At 46.7% G+C, this 26,015-nt stretch carries 20 protein-coding genes; 15 read left to right on the plus strand and 5 right to left on the minus strand.

What is annotated here, in order from left to right; all coding sequences use genetic code 11:
• The first annotated feature begins 9 nt into the window (after positions 1-9).
• The 8 genes from MK370_RS09520 (at position 10) to thrC (ending at position 9,101) form a co-directional block, all read left to right on the plus strand.
• Positions 10-1,023: a V-type ATPase subunit gene (locus MK370_RS09520; protein WP_268685069.1), complete on the plus strand. Its 1,014-nt coding sequence runs from the start codon at positions 10-12 to the stop codon at positions 1,021-1,023.
• Positions 1,010-1,330 (plus strand): V-type ATP synthase subunit F, encoded by a 321-nt coding sequence (locus MK370_RS09525; protein WP_002898763.1) that lies wholly within the window; start codon positions 1,010-1,012, stop codon positions 1,328-1,330. Before MK370_RS09520 ends, MK370_RS09525 begins: the two co-directional genes overlap by 14 nt.
• Before the next feature lie 7 nt (positions 1,331-1,337).
• Positions 1,338-2,033, plus strand: coding sequence for a GNAT family N-acetyltransferase (locus MK370_RS09530; protein WP_268685070.1), 696 nt, complete (start codon positions 1,338-1,340; stop codon positions 2,031-2,033).
• 175 nt (positions 2,034-2,208) lie between these two features.
• Positions 2,209-3,999: a V-type ATP synthase subunit A gene (locus MK370_RS09535; protein ID WP_268685071.1), complete on the plus strand. Its 1,791-nt coding sequence runs from the start codon at positions 2,209-2,211 to the stop codon at positions 3,997-3,999.
• Positions 3,986-5,380, plus strand: a complete 1,395-nt coding sequence (locus MK370_RS09540) for a V-type ATP synthase subunit B (protein WP_002894454.1) — start codon at positions 3,986-3,988, stop codon at positions 5,378-5,380. Before MK370_RS09535 ends, MK370_RS09540 begins: the two co-directional genes overlap by 14 nt.
• Entirely contained in the window at positions 5,377-6,000 is a 624-nt protein-coding gene (locus MK370_RS09545; RefSeq protein ID WP_268685072.1) for a V-type ATP synthase subunit D, read from the plus strand. The genes MK370_RS09540 and MK370_RS09545 overlap by 4 nt, the downstream gene beginning before the upstream one ends.
• A 433-nt stretch (positions 6,001-6,433) precedes the next feature.
• Positions 6,434-7,504, plus strand: coding sequence for a LysM peptidoglycan-binding domain-containing protein (locus MK370_RS09550; RefSeq protein ID WP_268685073.1), 1,071 nt, complete (start codon positions 6,434-6,436; stop codon positions 7,502-7,504).
• A gap of 112 nt (positions 7,505-7,616) precedes the next feature.
• Positions 7,617-9,101 (plus strand): threonine synthase, encoded by a 1,485-nt coding sequence (thrC, locus tag MK370_RS09555; RefSeq protein ID WP_268685074.1) that lies wholly within the window; start codon positions 7,617-7,619, stop codon positions 9,099-9,101.
• Positions 9,102-9,144: 43 nt separating this feature from the next.
• Here the strand turns inward: thrC and pulA are convergent, their stop codons facing one another.
• Both pulA and MK370_RS09565 read right to left on the minus strand, forming a co-directional pair.
• Positions 9,145-11,220: a type I pullulanase gene (gene pulA / locus MK370_RS09560; protein ID WP_268685075.1), complete on the minus strand. Its 2,076-nt coding sequence runs from the start codon at positions 11,218-11,220 to the stop codon at positions 9,145-9,147.
• 123 nt (positions 11,221-11,343) lie between these two features.
• Positions 11,344-12,327: a LacI family DNA-binding transcriptional regulator gene (locus MK370_RS09565; RefSeq protein ID WP_268685076.1), complete on the minus strand. Its 984-nt coding sequence runs from the start codon at positions 12,325-12,327 to the stop codon at positions 11,344-11,346.
• Positions 12,328-12,762: 435 nt separating this feature from the next.
• Here MK370_RS09565 and malQ point away from each other — a divergent pair, with 435 nt between their 5' ends.
• The 4 genes from malQ (at position 12,763) to nrdI (ending at position 17,815) form a co-directional block, all read left to right on the plus strand.
• A complete protein-coding gene (malQ, locus tag MK370_RS09570; protein WP_268685077.1) occupies positions 12,763-14,274 on the plus strand; it encodes a 4-alpha-glucanotransferase in 1,512 nt (503 codons plus the stop codon).
• Between the two features lie 31 nt (positions 14,275-14,305).
• The gene (glgP, locus tag MK370_RS09575) at positions 14,306-16,567 is read left to right on the plus strand and encodes a glycogen/starch/alpha-glucan family phosphorylase (RefSeq protein ID WP_268685078.1); all 2,262 of its coding nucleotides are present in this window, start codon (positions 14,306-14,308) and stop codon (positions 16,565-16,567) included.
• 178 nt (positions 16,568-16,745) lie between these two features.
• A complete protein-coding gene (locus MK370_RS09580; protein ID WP_268685079.1) occupies positions 16,746-17,264 on the plus strand; it encodes a lantibiotic ABC transporter permease in 519 nt (172 codons plus the stop codon).
• A gap of 62 nt (positions 17,265-17,326) precedes the next feature.
• Positions 17,327-17,815 (plus strand): class Ib ribonucleoside-diphosphate reductase assembly flavoprotein NrdI, encoded by a 489-nt coding sequence (gene nrdI / locus MK370_RS09585; RefSeq protein ID WP_268685080.1) that lies wholly within the window; start codon positions 17,327-17,329, stop codon positions 17,813-17,815.
• 31 nt (positions 17,816-17,846) lie between these two features.
• Here the strand turns inward: nrdI and argS are convergent, their stop codons facing one another.
• The gene (gene argS, locus MK370_RS09590) at positions 17,847-19,535 is read right to left on the minus strand and encodes an arginine--tRNA ligase (RefSeq protein ID WP_268685081.1); all 1,689 of its coding nucleotides are present in this window, start codon (positions 19,533-19,535) and stop codon (positions 17,847-17,849) included.
• Positions 19,536-19,835: 300 nt separating this feature from the next.
• On the opposite strand from argS, the gene argR reads away from it, so the two are divergent.
• Positions 19,836-20,273, plus strand: a complete 438-nt coding sequence (gene argR, locus MK370_RS09595) for an arginine repressor (protein WP_268685082.1) — start codon at positions 19,836-19,838, stop codon at positions 20,271-20,273.
• 77 nt (positions 20,274-20,350) lie between these two features.
• Entirely contained in the window at positions 20,351-22,900 is a 2,550-nt protein-coding gene (gene mutS, locus MK370_RS09600) for a DNA mismatch repair protein MutS (protein WP_268685083.1), read from the plus strand.
• A gap of 48 nt (positions 22,901-22,948) precedes the next feature.
• Here mutS and MK370_RS09605 read toward each other — a convergent pair whose 3' ends face one another.
• Both MK370_RS09605 and MK370_RS09610 read right to left on the minus strand, forming a co-directional pair.
• Entirely contained in the window at positions 22,949-23,419 is a 471-nt protein-coding gene (locus MK370_RS09605) for a DUF3021 domain-containing protein (protein ID WP_268685084.1), read from the minus strand.
• A complete protein-coding gene (locus MK370_RS09610) occupies positions 23,416-23,856 on the minus strand; it encodes a LytTR family DNA-binding domain-containing protein (RefSeq protein ID WP_268685085.1) in 441 nt (146 codons plus the stop codon). The genes MK370_RS09605 and MK370_RS09610 overlap by 4 nt, the downstream gene beginning before the upstream one ends.
• Before the next feature lie 184 nt (positions 23,857-24,040).
• Here MK370_RS09610 and mutL point away from each other — a divergent pair, with 184 nt between their 5' ends.
• Positions 24,041-25,987: a DNA mismatch repair endonuclease MutL gene (gene mutL, locus MK370_RS09615; protein ID WP_268685086.1), complete on the plus strand. Its 1,947-nt coding sequence runs from the start codon at positions 24,041-24,043 to the stop codon at positions 25,985-25,987.
• Positions 25,988-26,015: the final 28 nt, after the last annotated feature.

The following is a 26,015-nucleotide window of genomic DNA, read 5'->3' on the forward strand; positions in this document are numbered from 1 at the left end:
AGGCGGACCATGAGTGAAACAAGCTTCTCTCAAGTCAATACAGCCATTAGTGCGCAGGAGGCTTCCTTTTTGACGCCCCAGCAATATGAACAGTTGCTGCAGGCCGAAAATGCTACCAGCCGTTCGGCTCTTCTGCAGGGAACGGTCTATGCCATGGATGCTGAAGCGATTAAGGATCTCAATGCCATTGAGCAGGTGCTGATGAAGCATTTGTATTCCGTTTATAATTGGGCGCTTGAGATTAGTCCAAGTAAGGAGCTGGTGGAGATTTTCACGCTCCGCTATACTTACCACAATCTCAAAGTTTTTCTCAAGGGCCGGGCGACAGGACAGTCCTTGGAGCATTTGCTGATGCCGGTGGGAACCTATTCGCTGGAGGTTTTGGAGCACCTGGTCATGGCCTTTTCGGCTGAGTATTGTCCAGATTTCATGCTGGACGAGGTGCTTGCGACCTGGCAGGAGTACCAGGATTATCAGGATGTGCGCGTGTTGGAGATTGGCATGGACATGGCTTATTTCCAGCATCTCAAGCGCCTGACACAGGAGTTGGAAGATGAGAGCCTGCTGCAGCTGGTGAATCTGACTATTGATTTTTACAATGCCATCACCGTCAAGCGGTCTGTTGGTTTGGGCAAACCGCGCAGCTTTATGAGGCAGCTCCTGTCTGATGAAGGAAGCCTTTCTGCTACCAACTGGATTGCCATGGCAGAGCAGGGAGATTTCTTGACTTGGTTTAGCCAGGTCAATCCCTGTGGTTACGATCTGGATTTGCGCTCCTATGAGGAAAAAATGCGGAACCAGACCTTGACGACAGTAGAGTTAGAATATCTGACGGACCTCTTGCAGGCTAAGTTGTTGGCGGCTGGTCAGTTTGAGACAGATGGCCCGCTCCCTCTGGCCCGCTATCTGCTGGGCAAGGAACTGGAAGTCAAGAATTTGCGGTTGATTTTGACCGGTATGGACCATCAGCTGCCAGTAGAGCTTATCAGAGAAAGGATGCGACCGATTTATGGACAAGACTAGCTACAAGATTGCGGTCGTGGGGAATCGCGATACCATTCTCCCTTTTAAGCTAATTGGTTTTCAGACCTTTCCAGTGAAGGAAGCTCAGGAGACGATCAATACCCTGCGTCGGCTAGCCCGTGAAGATTTCGGCATTATCTATCTGACGGAGGATATGGCTGCTGATATTCCAGAAACCCTGGCCTACTATGACCAGCTGGAGATTCCTGCTCTTGTGCTCATTCCTACCCATAAGGGGAGCACGGGACTGGCTCTTTCGCGGATTCATGAAAATGTCGAAAAGGCTGTCGGACAGGATATATTGTGAGGTTTTTATGCGAATCAATCAACTAGGTCAGCCCATTGGGGATGCTCTGCCGGATTTTCAGCTGGGGGACTTGCCTAACCTGGAGCGAATCGAAGGCCAGTATGTTATTATCGATCGTTTGTCCAAGGACAAGCATGGGGCGGATTTGTATGAAGTGTATGGCCCGGATTCTCCTGCGGATATGTGGACCTACCTCTTTCAAAATCCTGCCCAAAGTCAGGAAGAGTGGTCCAAGTTGCTAGAACAGATGCTGGCAGTACAGGATCGTTTTCACTATGCCATTGTAGACAAGGAGAGCGATAAGGCTCTAGGAACTTTTGCCTTGATGAGGATTGACCGAAATAACCGCGTCATTGAAGTGGGCTCTGTGACCTATTCGCCCAAGCTGAAGCGCACCAGACTGGCTACGGAAGCCCAGTACTTACTGGCACGCTATGTCTTTGAAGGGCTGGAGTATCGCCGCTATGAATGGAAATGCGATGCCCTCAATCAGCCTTCAAGGCGGACAGCAGAGCGGCTTGGTTTCACCTACGAAGGCAGGTTTCGTCAGGCTCTTGTCTATAAGGGGCGCAACCGAGACACTGACTGGCTATCTATGATTGACAAGGATTGGCCGACCGTCAAGAGCCGTCTAGAAAAATGGCTAAGCCCAGACAATTTCGACGAAAAGGGTCAGCAAATAAAAGCCTTATCTGATTTTTAAATTAAAAAAGTAACAATCCTTGCCCTAGAGTTAGCCAAGAAAGATTTCAAACTCGCGGCAAGAATCAAAAAATACTCTTTGGAAATTAAATTCAAATTAGGTCCGTATCTAACTTAGTTTGAGTTTTGATTTTCATTGAGAAGTAACAAAAATCTCCCAAGAATGGAGGAAGATTGTGAGTCAAGGAAAGATTATCAAAGTTTCTGGTCCACTGGTGCTGGCATCAGGGATGCAGGAAGCGAATATTCAGGATATCTGCCGGGTTGGCGATTTGGGGCTAATCGGTGAAATTATCGAAATGCGGCGGGACCAAGCATCTATCCAGGTTTATGAGGAAACTTCTGGCTTGGGGCCGGGAGAGCCGGTTATCACGACTGGAAGTCCTCTTTCTGTTGAACTGGGGCCAGGTCTGATTTCTCAGATGTTTGACGGGATTCAGCGGCCTTTGGAGCGTTTCCAAACCATCACGGAGAGCGACTTCCTCGTCCGCGGTGTCCAATTGCCAAATCTAGACCGAGAGGCTAAGTGGGATTTTGTTCCAAGTCTGTCTGTCGGTGATGCGGTTGAGGCTGGCGATATTCTGGGAACAGTGCAGGAGACCAATCTGGTGGAGCACCGCATCATGGTGCCAGTCGGAGTTAGTGGACGTTTGACCAATATCTCGGCTGGCAGTTTCACTGTTGAAGAGACTGTTTACGAGATTGAGCAGGCGGACGGGTCTACTTTTAAAGGGACTCTCATGCAAAAATGGCCGGTCCGTCGTGGGCGTCCTTTTGCTCAGAAGCTGATTCCAGTTGAGCCTTTGGTGACAGGTCAGCGGGTCATCGATACCTTCTTCCCAGTGACCAAGGGTGGAGCAGCTGCCGTACCAGGACCATTCGGGGCTGGTAAGACTGTGGTTCAGCATCAAGTGGCCAAGTTTGCCAATGTTGACATCGTTATCTATGTCGGCTGCGGTGAGCGTGGCAATGAGATGACCGACGTACTTAATGAATTCCCAGAACTAATTGACCCATCAACTGGCCAGTCTATTATGCAACGGACAGTGCTGATTGCCAATACCTCTAATATGCCAGTAGCGGCCCGGGAAGCATCGATTTACACAGGGATTACTATTGCAGAATACTTCCGTGACATGGGTTATTCCGTGGCCATCATGGCGGATTCTACTTCGCGTTGGGCAGAAGCCCTGCGGGAAATGTCTGGCCGTCTGGAAGAAATGCCGGGTGACGAAGGCTATCCTGCCTATCTTGGCAGTCGGATTGCTGAGTATTACGAGCGGGCTGGCCGGGTCAAAACACTCGGTTCGACTGCGCGTGAAGGCTCTATTACTGCTATCGGGGCCGTATCACCTCCGGGTGGAGATATTTCTGAGCCGGTGACGCAAAATACCCTGCGGATTGTCAAGGTTTTCTGGGGCTTAGATGCCCAGCTGGCTCAACGCCGGCATTTCCCAGCTATCAACTGGCTGAGCTCTTACTCGCTCTATCTAGACGAAGTGGGAGCATATATCGACCAGCATGAGAAGATTGCTTGGGCTGAGAAAGTCACCAAGGCCATGAATATCCTGCAAAAGGAAAGCGAACTGCAGGAAATCGTGCGTTTGGTGGGCTTGGATTCCTTGTCTGAAAAGGACCGGCTGACTATGAATGCAGCCAAGATGATTCGCGAGGACTATCTGCAACAGAATGCCTTTGATGATGTGGACACCTATACTTCTTTCAAAAAGCAGGTGGCTTTATTGAGCAATATCCTGACCTTCGATGCGGAGGCCAATCGGGCCTTAGAGCTGGGGGCTTATTTCCGGGAAATCATGGAAGGAACGGTGGAGTTGCGTGACCGAATTGCCCGCAGCAAGTTTATCCATGAAGACCAACTGGAAAAAATTCAGGCTCTCAGTCAGACTATCGAGGAAACCCTGCACCAGATTCTTGCCCAAGGAGGACTAGACAATGAGCGTCATTAAAGAATACCGCACCGTCAGTGAAGTTGTCGGCCCTCTGATGATTGTCGACCAAGTTGCTGGTGTGCATTTCAATGAATTGGTAGAAATCCAGCTGCATGACGGCAGCAAGCGTCAGGGCCAGGTTTTGGAAGTTCAGGAAGACAAGGCTATGGTCCAGCTTTTTGAGGGATCTAGCGGTATCAATCTGGAAAAAGCCAAGGTTCGCTTTACCGGCCGTCCGCTAGAGCTGCCAGTGTCAGAAGACATGGTGGGACGGATTTTCAATGGCATGGGCAAGCCAATTGACGGTGGCCCAGCTATCTTGCCAGAAAAATATCTGGATATTGACGGTCAAGCTATCAATCCAGTAGCTCGCGACTATCCGGATGAATTTATCCAGACCGGTATTTCGGCCATCGACCACCTCAATACCTTGGTTCGGGGACAAAAATTGCCAGTATTTTCTGGCTCTGGTCTGCCCCACAAGGAATTAGCCGCTCAAATCGCCCGTCAGGCGACCGTGCTTAACTCCGATGAGAACTTCGCCGTGGTCTTTGCAGCCATGGGTATTACCTTTGAAGAAGCCGAGTTCTTCATGAATGACCTCCGGGAGACGGGAGCCATTGACCGCTCGGTGCTCTTTATCAATCTGGCTAATGATCCGGCTATCGAGCGGATTGCGACGCCGCGTATTGCCCTGACAGCAGCCGAGTACCTGGCTTATGAAAAGGACATGCACGTTCTGGTCATCATGACCGACATGACCAACTATTGTGAAGCCCTGCGTGAAGTTTCCGCAGCTCGTCGTGAGGTGCCGGGCCGTCGTGGGTATCCGGGCTACCTCTATACTAACCTGTCCACTCTTTATGAGCGGGCTGGACGTCTGGTAGGAAAGAAAGGCTCAGTGACGCAGATTCCGATCCTGTCCATGCCAGAGGATGACATTACCCATCCGATTCCAGACTTGACGGGTTATATTACGGAGGGACAGATTATCCTTTCACGCGACCTTTACAACAGCGGCTATCGTCCACCCATCAATGTCCTGCCATCTCTGTCTCGTCTCAAGGACAAGGGATCGGGTGAGGGCAAGACCAGAGGTGACCATGCCGCAACTATGAACCAGCTATTTGCCGCCTATGCGCAAGGCAAGCAGGCCAAGGAGCTGGCTGTCGTTCTGGGGGAATCTGCCCTGTCCGAAACGGACAAGCTCTATGTGCGCTTTACTGACCGCTTCGAGCAGGACTACATCAATCAAGGTTTCCAGACCAACCGAACTATCGAGGAAAGCTTGGATCTGGGCTGGGAACTCCTATCCATCTTACCTAGAACGGAGCTTAAGCGGATCAAGGACGATATGATTGACCAATACCTGCCGCAAACCAAGGAGGAAGAAAGATGACGCGACTCAATGTCAAGCCGACTCGGATGGAGCTGAATAACTTAAAAGCCCGTCTCAAAACGGCTGTCCGTGGGCATAAATTGCTCAAGGACAAGCGGGATGAGCTGATGCGGCGCTTCATTGAGTCTGTCCGTGAGAACAATCAGCTTCGCCAAAAGGTCGAATCCGCTCTGGTTGGCCACCTGCAGGACTTTGTCATGGCCAAGGCGCTGGAGAGCGATCTCATGGTCAAGGAGATTTTCGCTGTACCCATGCGAGAAGTCAATCTAAATGTGGAGACTGAGAATATCATGAGTGTGCGTGTGCCCAAGATGCACGCCCATATTGACAATCCGCATAGTGATGACGAGGGAGACGTGGTGTATAGCTATGTGGCCTCTAACAGTCAGATGGATGAAACCATTGAAAGCATGAGCGATCTGCTTTCTGACTTGCTGGGATTGGCTGAAATTGAGAAAAGCTGCCAGCTCATGGCGGATGAAATCGAGAAAACCCGCCGTCGGGTCAACGGACTAGAGTATGCTACCATCCCTGACCTCAAAGAAACCATCTACTACATCGAAATGAAGCTGGAAGAAGCCGAACGGGCCAGCCTCGTCCGAATGATGAAGGTGAAGTAAGATGTGGAGGCGTTAAAAAACGACTGAAAAATAGGAACTGGACGATGGATTCGATGAATCCGAGCCAGTTCTCTTTTTTCCGAGTTTTTAGCCGTAGCTCGATTTAGCTGAGCTAACCCAGAGTGAATAGATATATTCACAGCAAAAATAGACGAAGAAGCGACAATTTCTAGGAGATCTTCTCTTTTTTGTCCAGACCTTAGGTCAGTTTTAGTTTAGCTGAATACCAAGAGTTTAAATAAGTCCAAAAGAAACAGAACCCCATTTAGAGGGGTTCTTTTGCTTGCTACCAGTTTTTATATGTTACAAACAAATCTCCATATTACAGGGGGCAGACAGTTTTGTTAAATAGGTCGAAAAAAGCTTTTTTCTTAGAAGATTTATGGTAAGATGGATTTCGTATCATGAATGATTAGGAAGGTGCAATTTGCATATGAAAATGAATAAGAAATTACTTTTGGCTTCAACTGTTGCTTTGTCAGCATTGCCTTTGTTTACAACAAAAGCTGAGGAGCAGCCACAAAACTGGACTGCCAGAACAGTTGAGCAAATTAAAGCGGATATTACGAGCAATGAAAACCAACAAACATACACTGTTCAATATGGAGATACTTTAGGAAATATCGCTCAAGCGATGAATATTGACCTTGTTGAATTGGCTAAAATCAATCAAATTGCCAATGCGGACTTGATTTTCCCAGGTACTGTTTTGACCGTTACAACAAATGGACAAAATGAAATTGCCTCTGTAGAAATCCAAAGCTACCAAGCAGGAAATAACGCAGGATATGTAACAGAAAGTTATACAGCTGACGAAATTTTTGGTACTGAGCAAGCAGCACCCACAACTCCTGCTCAACCAGCAGCAACTCCAGCTCCAGTAGACCAAGCACCAGTACCTGCTGAAGAAGCTCCTGCCCCAGTAGCAGAAGTTGCAAGTGAAGCAGCCCCAGCTGCGGAAGAAAATGCAGCAGCTCCTGTAGAAGCAGCGCCACAGCCAGCAGTAGCTGCAAGTCCAGAAGCGCCAGCAGAGGCAGCTCCAGAAGTGACTGAATTAGGCCAAGACCAAGTCAGTCAAGCAACTGCTGCAGTTGAACCTACAACTTACAACGCTCCAGCTGTAACAGACGCTGCTAGCGTGACAACTAACAATCCTGCTAATGAAGGTCTTCAGCCACAGACTGCAGCTCTGAAAGAAGAGATAGCAGCTAAATATGGAATTACAGAATTTAGTCTCTACCGCCCAGGTGATAGTGGTGACCATGGTAAGGGCTTGGCAGCTGACTTTATCGTTGGTGAGAATACTGAATTAGGAAATCAGGTCGCAGCCGATGTTACTTCTAACATGACTGAAAGAGGAATCTCTTACGTTATCTGGCAGCAACAATTCTATGCACCATTTGAAAGCATTTATGGACCAGCTAATACTTGGAACCAAATGCCGGACCGTGGCAGCGTAACTGAAAACCACTACGACCACGTTCACGTATCTATGAATGAATAAGATGGATACAAGCCCAGAAATGGGCTTTTTCTTATATTCTCTGTGAAAAAGCGAGAATTTTCTGATAAATTTTGGTATAATAAAGCGAACTACAGATAAAGGATGAGAGAGAATGACCTTAGTTTATCAATCAACACGCGACGAAAAGAATAAAGTAACAGCTAGTCAGGCGATTCTGCAAGGCTTGGCGACAGATGGCGGTCTCTTTACGCCCATTACCTATCCGCAGGTCGATTTGGACTTTGCTAAGCTCAAAGACGCTTCCTATCAGGAAGTAGCCAAGCTGGTTTTGTCTGCTTTTTTGGATGATTTTTCTGAAGCGGAGCTGGACCACTGTATCAACCATGCCTACGACAGCAAGTTTGATGATGCAGCGATTGCTCCCTTGGTCAAGCTGGATGGTCAGTATAATCTAGAGCTTTTCCATGGGGCGACCATTGCCTTCAAGGATATGGCTTTGTCTATCCTGCCTCACTTGATGACAACCGCAGCCAAAAAGCACGGCTTGGAAAACAAAATTGTCATTTTAACGGCAACTTCTGGTGACACAGGTAAGGCGGCTATGGCAGGCTTTGCGGATGTTCCTGGGACTGAGATTATCGTCTTTTATCCGAAAGATGGTGTCAGCAAGGTCCAAGAGCTGCAAATGACGACGCAGACAGGTGCCAATACGCATGTTGTTGCTATTAATGGTAACTTTGACGATGCCCAGACCAATGTCAAGCATATGTTTAACGACACAGACCTACGGGCTCGTCTCTTGGAGCACAAACTGCAGTTTTCATCCGCCAACTCCATGAATATCGGCCGTTTGGTGCCTCAGATTGTTTACTATGTCTATGCTTATGCTCAGCTAGTAAAGACGGGAGAAATAACAGCAGGAGACAAGGTCAACTTTACCGTTCCGACTGGTAATTTTGGTAATATCCTGGCGGCCTACTATGCCAAGCAAATTGGTCTGCCAGTTGGCAAGCTGATCTGCGCATCGAATGAAAACAATGTCCTGACTGACTTCTTCAAGACCCAGCTTTATGACAAGAAGCGGAGCTTCAAGGTGACATCTAGTCCGTCCATGGATATTCTGGTGTCATCTAACTTGGAGCGTTTGATTTTCCATCTGTCTGGTAACAGCGCAGAAAAAACAGCTGCCCTGATGGCGGCTCTCAATGAGCATGGACAGTATGAACTGACGGACTTTGATGCTGAGATTTTAGAGCTCTTTGCGGCTGACTATGCAACAGAGCAAGAAACAGCAGCTGAAATCAAGCGGGTCTATCAAGCGTCTGACTACATCGAAGACCCTCATACTGCCGTTGCGTCCGCTGTCTATCAAAAGTACTTGGCAGAGACAGGTGATCAGCACAAGACTGTTATTGCGTCTACCGCTAGTCCTTATAAATTCCCAGTTGTAGCCGTTGAAGCTGTGACCGGTCAGACAGGACTCAGTGACTTCGAGGCTTTGGACCAACTGCACGAACTTTCTGGCGTAGCCCTTCCACCAGCTGTGGACGGCTTAGAAACTGCCCCCGTTCGCCACAAAACGACGGTCGCTGCAGACCAAATGCAGGCAGCAGTCGAGGATTATTTGGGATTGTAAAAAATAAAAACATCAGCTTATTCATTGGCTGATGTTTTATAATCTATTTCAACACAATCAACTGCTTGCCAGCTAGGCTGTAACTGTCAGCTAGCGGCGCGATTGGTTTTTGGGCATCAATGGCTGGGTATTGGAGATGCAATCTTTGCTTGTTTTTGTTTTCGTAGACAGCCTCTTGGTTGCCAAAGTTGATGACGATTGTCATACTTTCTTTGCTGTCTTGAATCTTGTACTCCAATAAACTGTCTGTCAGCCAGTTGACCTGACAGGCTTGCTTGATGGCGGTGCTGGTCTTTAGATGCAGCAGCGGATGTGCCCTGCGAAAGGCAATCAGCTTTTTAACAAAAGCAATGTCCTCTGTGTAATGTAGGGAGCGCAGCCAGTCTAGTTTATTGATCTCATCGGGCATATTGTAGGTGTTGTCAATCAGATTTTTAGTCCGGAAAAATTCCTGACCGCTATGGATAAAGGGCACACCCTGAGCCAGCAGGACGAGATGGAGAGCCAGCCGCGAATTGGCCAGCCGATCCCGCAAGGTGATAGCAGGATTAACGATATCAAAATAATCAAAAACTGTTGCATTGTCATGGCACTCGACATAATTAATATCCTGCTGGGGCGCTATGAAATGAGCCTCGCCTTTTAGACCGACATTGGCTGTCAGGACGTTTTCAAGCTGACTTGCAGTATTCTTGCTCTCAATTTGCCGACCTTGGGCGATGGTCTGCTTGAGACTGTCACGGAAATGATCGCTGAAAAACCCATAATCTGGCAGTTGGGCAGCATTATACTGATGGGCCAATCGTTCACTTGCAAGCCCAGTGTCCATCTGCCAGCCTTCGCCATAGAGATAGATGTTAGGATAGAGTGCCTTGAGCTCGTCGGCTATCTGCTGCATGGTTTGGATATCTAAAATCCCCATTAGATCAAAGCGGAAACCGTCAAAGCCATAGAGACTGACCCATTGCTTGACCGATTGCTTGATATAACGGCGGACCATGATTTTCTCACTGGCTACATCATTACCACAGAAGGTTCCGTTGGTCCGGTAGCCCATGTCATTGAGTCGGAAAAAATAGCCGGGCACTATTTTTTCAAAAGCATAGCTATTGGCATCATAGACATGATTGTAGACCACATCCATGATGACGCTGATATCAGCATTGTGGTAAGCAGTAATGGCTGCCTGCAGCTCTAAGATACGAGCATAGGGGTCTCGTGGGTCGCTGGTAAAACTGCCGTCTGGGACATTGTACTGGACAGGATCGTAGCCCCAGTTGTAGACGAGCTCAGGATGCTTTTCATCAACGCTGCCAAAATCGTAGACAGGCAGAAGCTGCACGTGGCTGATACCTAGCTCTTTCAGATAGTCCAGACCAAACTTCTGACCGTGAACGACTGGAGATTCGCTCAGCGAGGCAAACTTCCCAGGATAGGAGAAACCAGCTTCTTTCTGCATAGAGAAATCGCGGACGCTCATTTCATAAATGACGGCTTCTGTCGGATTCAGCTGTGTTTTTGCTCGTTTGATAGGCTTTTTAATCTTGTCTAGATCGATGACATAGCTGTTTCCCGAATTGACATCTGAGGATAGGGCGTAGGGATCGTGGACTTCCACCCACTTGCCATTGATCTTATGGAGATAAGAATAGGAGGCTCCCTCTAAATCTCCCTCGATTCGGGTATGCCAGACTCCCTTATCCAGACGTTTGAGGTGATGAACCTGGTCTTTCAGATGCAGGAGGACTTTTTCGGAAATAGGTGCCCAGAGTCTGAAGTCGGTGGCTTGGGGACTGTACTGAGCTCCTAAATCGTCGCCTGCATAGTCAAAAATCTCATCAAAAATAGGCTTTTTCACAATATGGCGGTACTGCAGGTCGGTATGGTTTCGGTCTTGGTCATAGACCTTGTAGGACTGCGTCAGGTCAATGGGCTCATTAGCCGACACGGTGTAGATAATCCGCTCTTCCTGATTATTGATATTTTTGATAGTTAAAGGGCTGGAGCTGTGCTTGTCTTCCAGTGTAAAGTGGATGGAGTAGGCATCAAAGCTCTTTTCCAGTTCGATAGTGATGATGTTTTCGTCATCTAAATAGGCTTGAAAAATACGAAAGACCATGTTTTCCTCTTTCTATTTCTATGTCAGTTTCTCTTCGGGTAATTGCTTTTAAGTTCAGGCTCTGCCCTAGGTTGGGACAAGGCCGTTCTGTGAAGCGTTGATAAATGAGCAAAAGCACTCGGATTAGCGAGTGCTGATGCTATGCGGAATCAGCTGGCGATAGCAGATCTGCTTGTCTTCTTTATTGTCCTTGATGATTTGGAGGAGGGTCCGGAAAGACTCTTTCCCAAGCTCGAGAGCATTGATATCAATATAGGCATCCACATCAATGCGCGGTTTGATAGAGTCAAAGGTGATAATGGGAATCTGGTAGTCCTGATCTTTGAGATAGTGCAGGGCTCCTTCTGCTACCAAGGTATCAGAGGTTACAATAGCTTCAATCTCATCCAGCGGCAGCTCCTCCATAATCTTGTAACTATTGTCTTCCAGAAGGAAACCGAAGGCGAATTTGATAATGCGTTCATCTAAAGGCCGGTCTGCTTCATTTAGGGCTTGCTTGTAGCCTGTGTAACGATCCTGAGAAACGACCAGCTCCTTATTCCCAGCTAGAAAGGCAATTTTTCGATAGCCCTTGTCTAAGAAATATCTGGTCGCATCATAGCCAGCCTTGATATTGTCGTTGTCCACTAGAGAGATGAAAGGTGAGACAGCTTTCCCAAGGATAAGGAAGGGGAAGTTGTTTCTGACTGCAAAGTCGACCAAAGGATCGTCCTGCTTAGAATAAAGGAAGATCAGTCCGTCTACTCGCTTGCCCAAAATCATCTGCTTCATATTTTCCAAGCGGTGCTCTTCATCTTGCCCGGTGCTGATCTGGATGGCATAGTCATAGTCAGAAGCAATCTGAGAAATCCCCCGCAATACAGTTGGGAAGAAAGGGTTTTGATAGAAGACATCTGAGTCGTCTGGCAGGACTAAGCCGATGACCTGGCTGGATTGGCTGACCAGACTTCTGGCATTGAGGTTGGGATGATAGTCCAGCTCCTTCATAGCAGCACGGACCCGTTTTTTGGTTTCTTCACTGATGGTTGATTTGTTTTGTACGACGCGGGTCACGGTAGAGGGTGATACGCCTGCTAGTTTTGCGACTTCTTTGATAGTAACTCGCATAAAAACCTCCTAAAGGCCTGCATTTGCTGGAAATCCTTACGATAACATGAACTATTTTAAATCTACTATTAGAAGCACTTGCTTTCTAAGAGTCATGCAAACCTGTGCCCAAAATAGCTAGTAGGGTCAGTAATTTTGCCTGACTATTGTGATCAAAAAAGCAAGTATGAAGCAGTTTCTCCGCAAACGCAAACGTTTTCTGTTTGTAAGAACATTTTAACACAAAAAGAGAACGCTTGCAAGAAGAGAAAAACGGTAAACAATTGGGGCAGTAGGAGAGTCCTAAAAGAGCATTATATCCATTAACCAATAAATTGAAAAAAATCTCAAAAACCCCTTGCACTAAAAAAAAAAATAGGTTATAATCAAGTCGACGCAAACGTTTGCATTAAGTAAAAATGAAAAGGCGTAGAGGAAAAATAACGAGGTGACAAAATGAAAAAACGTCAAAGCGGCGTGCTCATGCACATTTCATCCCTTCCGGGCAAGTACGGTATCGGATCTTTTGGCCAAAGTGCTTATGATTTTGTAGACTTCTTGGTTCGCACCAAGCAGCGCTATTGGCAGATTTTGCCACTGGGAACTACCAGTTATGGTGATTCTCCTTATCAGTCTTTCTCTGCTTTTGCGGGGAATACCTACTTTATCGATTTTGATATTCTGATAGAAGAAGGTTTGCTGAACGAGGCAGATGTCAAGGGAGCTGATTTTGGAGATGATCCTAGAAAAGTGGATTATGCAAAGATTTTCGATGCTCGCCGTCCAATCATGGAAAAAGCAGTAGCTCGCTTCTTGAAAGCAGAGGATCTGTCTGACTATGAGAGCTTTGTAGAGCAAAATGCAGCTTGGTTGGAAGTTTTCGCTGAATACATGGCCATCAAAGAGCATTTTGATAATCTAGCTTGGACAGAGTGGCCGGATGAAGCTATCCGTCGCCGTGAGGCTGCTAGCCTCGCTTCTTATCGTGAGAAGCTGGCTGACAAGCTGACCTATCATCGTGTGACCCAGTATCTCTTCTTTAAGCAGTGGTTAAGATTAAAAGTCTATGCTAATGAACATCACATCGAGATTGTCGGTGATATGCCAATCTATGTGGCAGCTGATAGTGCTGATGTCTGGGCACAGCCGCACTTCTTTAAAACAGATGCTGTTGGCAAGCCAACTTGTGTGGCAGGCTGTCCGCCAGATGAATTTTCAGAAACTGGCCAGCTTTGGGGCAATCCTATCTATGACTGGGAAGCGATGGATAAGGATGGTTATGCTTGGTGGATTGAGCGTCTGCGTGAAAGCTTCAAGATTTACGACATTGTCCGTATCGACCACTTCCGCGGCTTTGAGTCTTACTGGGAAGTACCAGCTGGCTCAGAAACATCTGCTTCTGGTAAGTGGGTCAAAGGTCCAGACTACAAGCTCTTTGCAGCAGTTAAGGAAGCTTTGGGTGATTTGAATATCATCGCAGAAGACCTAGGCTTTATGACGGATGAAGTGATCGAGCTGCGCGAGCGCACTGGTTTCCCAGGAATGAAGATCTTGCAATTTGCCTTCAATCCTGATGATGAAAGCATCGACAGTCCGCATCTAGCGCCAAACAACTCAGTCATGTATACAGGAACCCATGATAACAATACTGTTCTGGGCTGGTACAAGGATGAGATTGACGACGCCACTCGCCAGTACATGGCTCAGTACACCAACCGCAAGGAGTACGAAACAGTACCTCATGCAATGCTGCGCACAATCTTTGCTTCAGTCAGCTTTATGGCCGTTGCGACCATGCAAGACCTGCTGGAATTAGACAGTGCAGCACGGATGAACTATCCATCCACAATTGGTGGGAACTGGACTTGGCGGATGACAGCTGAAGAGCTGAATCCAATCGTCGAAGGTGAGCTTTATAGCTTGACTAAGACTTACCGTCGTATGAATACCGATTTAATTAACAAATAAAGATAGCTAACTGGACTTGAAAGGAGTAATCATGTCAAACTTACAAACTTATATCAAAAATACTTATTCAAAAAATCTTGCTGATTGCAGCAATGAAGAACTCTATCTGGCTCTTTTGAACTACACTAAATTAGCCAGCGCTCAAAAGCCAGTTAATACTGGTAAGAAAAAACTCTACTATATTTCAGCAGAGTTCCTGATTGGTAAACTTTTGTCTAACAACTTGATCAACCTTGGACTTTACGATGATGTGAAGCAAGAATTGGCAGATGCTGGCAAGGACTTGATCGAGGTAGAAGAAGTTGAGTTGGAGCCGTCTCTGGGTAACGGAGGCTTGGGCCGTTTGGCTGCCTGCTTCCTGGACTCTATTGCGACACTTGGTCTCAATGGTGATGGTGTAGGACTGAACTACCACTTTGGTCTTTTCCAACAGGTTTTGAAAAACAACGAACAGACGACTATTCCTAACTTCTGGCTGACTGAGCAAAACTGGTTGGTTCGCTCTAGCCGCAGCTACCAAGTGCCATTTGCTCACTTCACTCTGACATCTACTCTTTATGATATTGATGTGCCAGGTTACAAGACAGAAACTAAGAACCGTCTTCGTCTCTTTGATTTGGACTCAGTGGATGCGGATATCATCACAGACGGTATTGACTTCGATAAGACAGATATCGCTCGCAACTTGACCCTCTTCCTCTATCCAGATGATAGTGACAAGCAAGGTGAGCTGCTCCGTATCTTCCAGCAGTACTTCATGGTTTCAAATGGTGCTCAGCTGATTATTGACGAAGCGATTGAAAAAGGCAGCAACCTGCACGATTTGGCAGACTATGCTGTCATCCAAATCAATGATACTCACCCATCTCTGGTTATCCCAGAAATGATTCGTCTCTTGACTGAACGTGGTTTGGATCTGGATGAAGCAATTGCCATCGTACAGAAGATGACTGCTTATACGAACCACACGATTCTGGCAGAAGCTCTTGAAAAATGGCCTTTGGAATTCTTGAAAGAAGTAGTACCGCATCTGGTGCCAATCATCAAAGAGCTTGACAAGCGCGTGAAAGCTAAATACGCAGATCCAGCAGTGCAAATCATTGATGAGGACAACCGTGTGCACATGGCTCACATGGATATCCACTACGGATACAGTGTTAATGGGGTTGCTGCTCTGCATACAGAAATCCTGAAAAACTCTGAGCTCAAGGCCTTCTACGATATCTACCCTGAAAAATTCAATAACAAGACCAACGGTATTACTTTCCGCCGCTGGCTCATGCATGCCAACCCACGTCTGTCTCATTATCTAGATGAGTTGCTGGGCCGCGACTGGCACCATGACGCAACTAAGCTCGAAGGCTTGTTGGAATTCACTGGCGCTGCAAATGTTAAAGAAAAATTGGAAGGTATCAAGGCTCACAACAAGCGTAAATTGGCTCGTCACTTGAAGGAAGCACAAGGCGTGGAAATCAATCCAGAATCTATCTTTGATATCCAAATCAAGCGTCTTCATGAGTACAAGCGCCAACAAATGAACGCTCTGTATGTTATCCACAAGTATCTGGACATCAAGGCTGGTAACATCCCTGCTCGTCCAATCACTGTCTTCTTCGGTGGTAAGGCTGCTCCTGCTTACACTATTGCACAGGACATCATCCACCTCATCCTTTGCTTGTCAGAAGTGATTGCTAATGATCCTCAAGTGGCTCCACACCTGCAAGTAGTTATGGTAGAAAACTACAATGTTACAGCGTCTAGCTTCTTGATTGCGGCTGGTGATATTTCTGAGCAGATTTCCTTGGCCTCTAAGGAAGCATCTGGTACTGGTAACATGAAGTTCATGCTTAACGGTGCTTTGACTCTTGGTACTATGGACGGAGCCAATGTTGAGATTGCAGAGCTGGTCGGCGAAGACAACATCTACATCTTCGGTGAAGATTCTGAGACTGTTATTGACCTCTATGCAAAATCTGCTTACAAGTCTAGTCAGTACTATGCGCGCGAAGCTATCAAGCCGTTGGTTGACTTTATCGTTAGCGATGAAGTATTGGCAGTTGGTAAAGCTGAACGCTTGGAACGTCTTTACAATGAACTGATCAGCAAGGACTGGTTCATGACCCTGCTGGATCTAGAAGACTATATCCAAGTGAAAGAGCGCATGCTGGCGGACTATGAAGACCGCGATGCTTGGATGGACAAAGTCATCGTCAATATCGCCAAAGCTGGCTTCTTCTCATCTGACCGTACTATCGCTCAATACGAAGAAGAAGTATGGCACTTGAACAGCTAATATTCTTTGAATCAAAAAAGCCGAGGCAGCAGTGTTTCGGCTTTGATTTTTGAATAAAATATGTGAATAGGGAATTAGCTATTGTGTGGGCTTCTGAAAAGGCGAAAGCCTCTTGGTCTTGTCAGCTTTTTCTTTTCGGTGTATAATAAGTGAAAATATTTCTTTACAGGAGGCGTTCATGAAAAAGAAACCAATTTATCTTTATGTTTTGCTGGGATTGTCAACCGTGGGAACCTTGTGGGGGCTTTTGGGCAAGTTCACTTCTTCTGATGCTGGAGTGAAAAGCATTCTTAAGCAGATAGAAGAACCAGCAAAATCCCAGTATGCCACTTATTTTAGCAAGAGTGCAGAAGTGGCGAATTCGCTAGCCAATAATTTCTTTTTTTACGGGCACATCGTTCTCTTAATAGTGGCTCTTTTCTTCCTTTTTAGGAAAGATATATTTAAGGCCAATCTTATCTACATTGCCGATGTTCTTGTGGGCTTGATTTCAACAGCCTATGCTTATGTGGTATCAAAGGGAATTATAGCTTCTTCTTTCTCGGACTCAACTCTTCTTTCGGCACAGATGACGGGGCTGAATTTCTCCATCCTCCTTTCAGTAGTCATTAGCCTAATCTTCCTTTCCATCGTCATCTTTAAGCTAATTCAGCAGCAAAAAGAGGCTGAAAAAGCGGAACTAGCTGCAAAGGAATAAAATTTGACAAATAACAGATAAGTGCTTACAATTTTAAGAAGCAATATCTGTTATTTTTTAGAATGGAGAATACAATGACAAAGGTTTCCTTGGTTTACATCAGCTTGAGCGGCAATACAGAGAGTTTCGTCCGTAGGCTGACAGACTATTTGCTGGAGCAGCATCCAAGCCTAGAGGTGGAGAAGATTCATATCAAAGACATGGTAAAGGAAGGGCAGCCATTTTTTGAAATGGACAATCCTTTTATCGCTTTTCTGCCGACTTATCTGGAGGGCGGCAATGGTGTGGACAATGGCGATGTAGAAATTCTGACAACCGATGTGGGGGACTTTATCGCCTATGGTCAGAATGCCAGCAAGTGTCTGGGCGTCATTGGCAGCGGCAATCGAAACTTTAATAACCAATACTGTCTGACAGCAAAGCAATACTCAGAGCGCTTCGGATTTCCGGTTTTGGCCGATTTTGAAATGCGTGGCATGTTGGGAGATATTAAGAAGGTTGCAGGGATTATTGAGGAGCTCTATCATATTGAAAAAAACGAAAACCAGTGAGGTTTTCGTTTTTTGATGTTCTAAATAAAGCTTACATCTTTTCTGGCGCTTCTACTCCTAGCAGACGTAGAGCTTCTTTGAGGACAACAGCTGTTGAGTAGCTGAGAGCCAGACGGCTGTCGCGCTCAGGGCTTTCATCCAGAATCCGTGTGTGCGCATAGTATTTGTTAAAGGCTTGGGCCAAGCTGATAGCGTATTTGGCAATCAGAGATGGCTCATAGTTATCAGCAGCACGCTTGACAACACGACCGAAATCTTGGAGCAGCTTGATAATTTCCCAGCTTTCTGGATCGTTCAGGCTGTATGTAGCCTCTGCATCTGGCTGGAAGTTCGCCTTGCGCAGGATAGACTGGATACGAGCATAGGCATACTGGATGTAAGGGCCTGTTTCTCCCTCGAAGGAAACCATAGCTTCCAGATCAAAGTCGTAACCATTGCGGCGGTCAGTTTTGAGGTCGTAGAACTTAACTGCTCCAACTCCAACTGCACGAGCAACAGCTTCCTTGTTTTCCAAATCTGGGTTTTTAGCTTCAATCTGACTCTTAGCCCGGCTGATAGCTTCCAGCAGAGTTGGTTCGAGGAGGATGATGTTTCCTTTACGTGTAGACAGTTTTTGACGGTTCTTAGTCACCAGACCAAAGTCAACGTGAATCATGTCATCGCTCCAGTCAAAGCCCATCTTTTTCAGAACGGCCTTGAGCTGTCTGAAGTGGTTGGCCTGCTCTTGACCTACAACATAGACATTTTTTACAAAGTTGTAAGTGCGAGCCCGGTAGATGGCTGTTGCGATATCACGTGTGATGTAGAGAGTAGCACCGTCTGATTTTTTAATCATAGCAGGCGGAAGGTTGAAGTCTTCCAAGTCTACAATGTTAGCTCCTTTGGATTCTTGTAGGAGACCTTTTTCTTCAAGGATTTGAATCCCTTCGTCCATCTTATCGTTGTAGAAGGCTTCGCCGTTTAGGCTGTCAAACTCAACACCTAGGAGTTCGTATATACGGTTGAATTCTGTCAGACTTTCGTCGCGGAACCATTGCCAGAGCTCGGTTGCTTCTGGGTCGCCATCTTCCAGCTTCTTGAACCAAAGGCGGCCTTCTTCATCCAGAGATGGGTCGTTTTCAATCTCGGCATTGATACGCACGTAGAGTTTGAGGAGCTCGTCGATAGGGTTGGCTTCAACAGCTTCCTGGCTTCCCCACTTCTTATAAGCTACCATGAGGAGACCGAACTGTTTGCCCCAGTCTCCCAAGTGGTTGATTTTGATGGTATTGTAGCCTATTTTGCGGAAGATGTTGGAAAGAGCGTCACCAATAACAGTAGAGCGCAAGTGGCCGACTGAGAAAGGCTTAGCAATGTTTGGGCTGGATAGGTCGATGGTGACATTTTCCCCATTTCCTTCGTTCTGCTGGCCGTAGTCAGCTCCGTCTTTGATGACTTCTTTGATAACTTGGCCAGAAATTTCAGCCTTGCTGAGGAAAAAGTTGACATAAGGACCAGTCGCAACGACTTTATCAAAATGCGCTGTATCAATCTTTTCAGCAATGTCAGCAGCGATGATTTGAGGAGCTTTGCGCTCAGTCTTTGCCAGAGAAAAGGCTGGGAAGGCGATATCACCAAGTTCAGAGCTCTTTGGCTGCTCCAATAAATTTAAAATAGCGTCTTGATCAAGGCTGTCAATAACCTTGGCCAATTCGCCGGCAATCAACTGTTTGTTATCCATATTTGCTCCTTTGTGTCTTTTGTTATTATTTTATCACATTTTTCAAGGAATCTTCAATTTTTTTGGGAATAATTTTTGGGCTAATAGGAATTTTTCTGATATAATAAGAGGGATAAGAACCTGTATTTATAGATGAGTTTCCCATCTAAAAGCTTCCTTCCCTGACACTCTTGGTTAAAGTTTTTTGTTTATTCTCAGTATTCCTGCAAATCTTTGCCTAGATTGATGGAGAAGCAGCCTTTGATCGGATGAAGTGCCCTTCATGAATACAGCTTCTAATTATTCAATAATGAGGTAAAAATGAGAAAGAATGACCGTCATCAGTTAGTCAAAACGATGATTAAGGAAGAAAAGCTAGGAACGCAAAAGGAGATTCAGGATCGTCTGGAAGCGCAAGGGATTTATGTAACGCAGACTACCCTGTCGCGTGACCTCCGTGAAATTGGCCTGACCAAGGTTAAGAAGAAGGGGCTGACTTATTATGTTTTGGCGCATGAGACTGAAGAGATTGATTTGATAGAGTTTTTAGCCAAGCATGTGGAGAGTGTAGCCAGAGCCGAGTTTAGTCTGGTTCTTCGTACTGAGCTGGGCGAGGCAACAGTGCTGGCCAATGTCGTGGATAGCTCGCTGGATAGCCGTATTTTGGGAACCGTTGCAGGTGCTAATACTCTTTTAGTGGTTTGCCGGGATCAGGTAGCTGCTCAGGAGATTGAGGAGCAAATACAGGAAGTAATGTAAGAATCACAGTTTTTTAGGAAAAATGGAGAGGTTTGAGACGGATGTCCTGACCTCGTTTGTTTTTAGAAAGGATAGAGATGGCAGTAGAAAAGTTATCGCCAGGCATGCAGCAGTATTTGGATATCAAAAAGGACTATCCAGATGCTTTCTTGCTCTTTCGGATGGGGGATTTCTATGAGTTGTTTTATGATGATGCGGTCAATGCCGCCCAGATTTTAGAGATTTCCCTCACCAGCCGCAATAAAAATGCAGAAAATCCTATTCCCATGGCTGGAGTTCCCTATCATTCGGCACAGCAGTATATTGATGTTTTGGTCGAATCAGGCTATAAGGTAGCAATTGCGGAGCAGATGGAAGACCCCAAAGAAGCCAAGGGAGTTGTTAAGCGGGAGGTCGTTCAGGTTATCACACCGGGAACGGTGGTGGATTCCAGTAAGCCGGACTCTGCTAATAACTTTCTGGTGGCTCTGGATTACTCAGACGGCCTCTATGGTCTGGCTTATATGGACTTGGTGACCGGTGAGTTTCAGGTGACCAGTCTAGAGGACTTTGCCTTGGCCTGCGGGGAAATCCGCAATTTGAAAGCTAGGGAAGTGGTGCTGGGCTATGCCTTGCCAGAAGCTGAGGAGCAGATTCTAGCTGGACAGATGAATCTTTTACTGTCCTATGTGCAGACGGCCTTGGACGATGTCCAGCTGCTGGGCGAGGATCTGTCTCCTATGGAACGTCAGGCAGCGGGGAAACTGCTGGAGTATGTGAACCGGACCCAGATGAGGGAGCTCAGCCATTTGAAGAAGGCTCAGCATTATGAAATCAAGGACTTTCTGCAAATGGACTATGCCACCAAGGCGAGTCTGGATTTGACAGAAAATGCTCGTTCAGGCAAGAAGCACGGCAGTCTTTATTGGCTGATGGACGAGACGAAGACGGCCATGGGGGGCCGTATGCTGCGCTCTTGGATTCAGCGTCCGCTGATTGATGAAGCGCGAATTAGCCAGCGACAGAATGTCGTCGAGGTTTTTCTGGATCATTTCTTTGAGCGGAGTGATTTGACGGAGAGCCTCAAGGGAGTCTATGATATCGAGCGGCTGGCTAGTCGGGTTTCTTTTGGCAAGACCAATCCCAAGGATCTGCTGCAGCTGGCAGCTACATTGGGCAATGTGCCTCAGATTAAGGCTATCTTGCAAGGAATCGGCAGCCCGCATCTAGCTCGTTTGATTGAGGGATTGGATCCTATTCCAGAGTTGGCGGGCTTGATTAGCTCGGCTATTTCCCCGGATGCGCCCCATATCATCACCGAGGGAAATATCATTCGGACCGGTTTTGATGAGACCTTGGATCAGTATCGGCTTGTGCTGAGGGAGGGGACTGGCTGGATTGCAGAGCTGGAAGTTAAAGAACGTGCCAACAGCGGCATCAGCAATCTGAAGATTGATTATAATAAAAAAGATGGTTACTATTTCCACGTGACCAATTCCCAGCTGGCTCATGTGCCTGGTCATTTCTTCCGCAAGGCGACCCTGAAAAATTCGGAGCGTTTCGGAACGGAGGAGCTGGCTCGGATTGAGGGAGAGATGCTGGAGGCGCGTGAAAAATCTGCTAATTTGGAATACGAAATTTTCATGCGGATTCGCGAGGAAGCTGGCAAATACATCCAGCGCTTGCAGGCCTTGGCACAAACGCTGGCAGCTGTAGATGTCCTGCAGAGCTTTGCTGCAGTAGCAGAACAACTGCATTTGGTGCGCCCTGTCTTTACTGCGGAGCGCCGTCTGCAGATTGAAAAAGGTCGGCATGCTGTTGTGGAAAAGGTCATGGGTGCCCAAAGCTACATTCCAAATAGTATTTTGCTAGATACAGAGACGGATATTCAGCTGATTACCGGGCCTAATATGAGCGGGAAATCAACTTATATGCGCCAGTTGGCTATCATCGTCATTATGGCACAGATGGGCTCTTATGTGCCTGCTCAGTCTGCAAGTTTGCCACTATTCGATGCGATTTTCACTCGCATCGGTGCGGCAGATGATTTGGTGTCCGGCCAGTCCACCTTTATGGTGGAGATGATGGAGGCCAATCGAGCCATCCGACAGGCCAGCGAGCGCTCGCTCATTCTTTTTGATGAGCTGGGCCGTGGGACGGCGACTTACGATGGGATGGCCTTGGCTCAGGCTATTATCGAGCACATTCATCACTATACTGGGGCCAAAACCCTCTTTGCCACTCACTATCATGAGCTGACAGCCTTAGAGGGCAGTTTGGAGCATTTGGAAAATGTCCATGTGGCAACCTTGGAAAAGGACGGGCAGGTGACTTTCCTGCATAAGATTGAGCCGGGTCCGGCTGACAAGTCCTACGGGATTCACGTGGCGAAGATTGCCGGACTTCCTGATAAATTGCTGGAGCGGGCGGATAGCATTTTGAGTCATTTGGAGAGTCAGGATACAGGACTAGGCTCAGATCTTCCTGCTACATCCAGACTGAAGCAGTCACGAGTAGCTGAGCAGAAGTCTCTTTTTGCAGAAGGAAGGGAACATCCAGTCCTGACTGAACTCCGAGACTTGGACATCTATAATATGACTCCCCTGGAAGTCATGGCGGCGGTAGCTGAGCTCAAGAAGAAGTTGTAAAAATAAAGAACAGACTTGTTAATGCTTCAAGTCTGTTCTTTTTATTTCTCACGATTTGCCAGACAAACCGCTATTGATTTTTTGAATGTTGCGATAGGTGTGGTAATAGATGGCGCCTGAAATAATTAGATAGATAAGGGTGAATTCCCCGACGGCAGTCAGTGTTAGGCTAAGTATTTTTTCTCTTGGGAAAAATCCAGCTAGATTAACCAATAGTGCAAAGGTCAGAATCATCACGCCATAGTGGCTAACGATGGAGCGCAGGATGCTCCATTCTCTTTGGAAGAAGCTTCCACTCCATCTGAAAACAGCTCCCATGATAAACCAGATAAGCAGGCAGTAGAGCATGATGAGGGAAACATGGACATGGTGGCTCAAAAAGAAGTGGCCGATAGGAGAGCGAGGGTGCAGCGGTAGATAAGCTGGATTGTAAAAATAAGAAACAATCATGGAGAAGAAGAGACCGATGAAAATCCCTACAATCCCTCCGAAAAAGAGTTCTTTAAGACGAGTTTTCATAATTGCAACCTTTCTTTGATAGATTTGAGATAACGGCGGGACGAGTATATCTGATCGCCGTTTTTCAGAAATATTTGAATCAGACCATTTGGAGTCAGCTTGAGGTGGCTGATTTGCCGGCTATTGATAATCTCCGACTGAGAAATCTGCAGGAAATAGTCCGGTAGGACCTGCATCAATTGATAAAGAGCTTGTTGAGCTCGATAGCTGTCTTTTGCTGTTCGGACCCGAACCCGACGATTTTCTGTATAGACTCGGTGGATTTCCTTAGCATCCAGCAGATAGATTTCGTCTTCTTTCTTGACATGAATCTTGTCCTCTTTGCTTAGATGTTGAGCAAAATGGACCAATTCCTGAATACTTTCTGTCATGAGACGAGCCTCAATGCTAACGGAGTCTTCGGTAATTTGAGAATCGATTCTTAGCTTAACTTTCATAACTTCCTCCTTTCACCTTTATTAAACCGCAACTTGGCAGCGAAAACAAGCCCTTTTGACCATGTGGCAGTTATTTGTGTCTATCTGGTTTGTCTTGTGAACAGAGTGGTTGAGAAAAGGCTGCTTTCTGATAGAAAGAGCCCAATGTGTTATAATAGATAGCAGAACAAATACGGAGAAAAAGATGTCAAAAATTATCGAACTTCCAGAAATTCTAGCCAATCAGATTGCGGCCGGCGAGGTCATTGAGCGGCCTAGCAGTGTGGTCAAGGAGCTAGTGGAAAATTCAATTGATGCGGGTGCAAGCCAGATTACCATCGAAATCGAGGAGGCTGGACTCAAGAGCATTCAGGTGACGGATAATGGTGAGGGCATAGACCACGAAGATGTCCCTCTGGCTCTTCGACGCCATGCTACCAGTAAAATCAAGAAGCAGGCGGATCTCTTTCGGATTCGGACGCTGGGGTTTCGTGGTGAGGCCATTCCTTCCATTGCTTCTGTCTCGCGTTTTACCATTGAAACAGCGACCGAATCTGGCCAACACGGGACTCTACTGGTTGCCCAGGGTGGCGAGATCGAAGAGCATGAGCCTACTAGCAGTCCGGTAGGAACGAAAATCAAGATAGAAGATCTCTTCTTTAATACTCCAGCTCGGCTCAAGTATATGAAGAGCCAGCAGGCAGAGCTATCCCATATCGTTGATGTGATTAATCGGCTTAGTCTGGCTCATCCAGAAGTGGCTTTCACCCTTATCAGTGACGGCCGCGAAATGACACGGACTGCCGGCAGTGGCAATCTGCGTCAGGCTATTGCAGGAATCTATGGTCTGGCAACAGCCAAGAAAATGGTGGAAATTTCTTCTTCAGATCTGGACTTTGAGGTGAGCGGCTATGTCAGCTTGCCTGAGCTGACTCGCGCCAATCGGAATTATATTACGATCCTCATTAATGGCCGCTATATTAAGAATTTCCTGCTCAATCGTGCTATTTTGGATGGCTACGGCAGCAAGCTGATGGTAGGACGCTTTCCACTCGCGGTCATCAATATTCAGATTGATCCCTATCTGGCTGATGTCAATGTCCATCCGACCAAGCAAGAGGTGCGGATTTCTAAAGAACGGGAACTCATGGCCTTGATTTCGCAAGCCATTGCGACCAGTCTCAAGGTGCAAGACCTTATCCCGGATGCTTTGGAAAATCTAGCCAAATCAACTGTTAAACGTGCCAATAAGCCTGAACAGACCAGTCTTCCGCTGAAAGAAAATCGCCTCTATTACGATAAGGAGAAGAATGATTTCTTCCTCAAGCCACAGGTGGCCGAGCAGCAGCTATCCTTTGAAGAATCAGCGGAACCTGTTCATGAAGCGACAGATGAAAAAGCAGAACCGCCACAACCGACTTCAGTCAAATTTGCAGAGAGAAAGCTGGCCAGCTATAACCAACTAGACCATCCAGAGCTGGATCAAGCCAGTCTGGAGCGGGCTGTGGATAAGTTGGAACAGGAAGAGAAGTCAAGCTTCCCAGAGTTAGAATATTTCGGCCAGATGCATGGCACTTATCTATTTGCTCAGGGCAAGGGAGGTCTTTACATTATTGACCAGCATGCTGCTCAAGAGCGGGTCAAGTATGAGTATTATCGGGAGAAGATTGGGGATGTGGACAATAGCCAGCAGCAGCTCTTGGTGCCTTATATCTTTGAATTTCCAGCGGACGAAATGCTGCGAATCAAGCAGCGGATGGAGCTGTTAGAAGACGCTGGCATCTTTTTAGAAGAGTACGGAGCCAACCAGTTTATCCTCCGTGAACATCCCATTTGGTTCAAAGAAGAGGAGATTGAGGCCGGCATCTATGAAATGTGTGATATGCTTCTCCTGACCAAGGAAGTTTCCATTAAGAAATATCGAGCAGAGCTAGCCATTATGATGAGCTGCAAACGCTCCATCAAGGCCAATCACAGTCTGGATGACTACTCTGCACGTGACTTACTCTTTCAGCTGTCCCAGTGTGACAATCCTTACAACTGCCCACACGGTCGGCCGGTCTTGGTCAACTTTACCAAGTCAGATATGGAAAAAATGTTCCGCCGCATTCAGGAAAATCATACTAGCTTGCGGGAGTTAGGAAAATACTAAACTGTATAGAAGATCAAACAGCCCTAGT

The organism is Streptococcus sanguinis (assembly GCF_026781265.1).
Classification (GTDB): Bacteria; Bacillota; Bacilli; order Lactobacillales; family Streptococcaceae; genus Streptococcus; species Streptococcus sanguinis_T.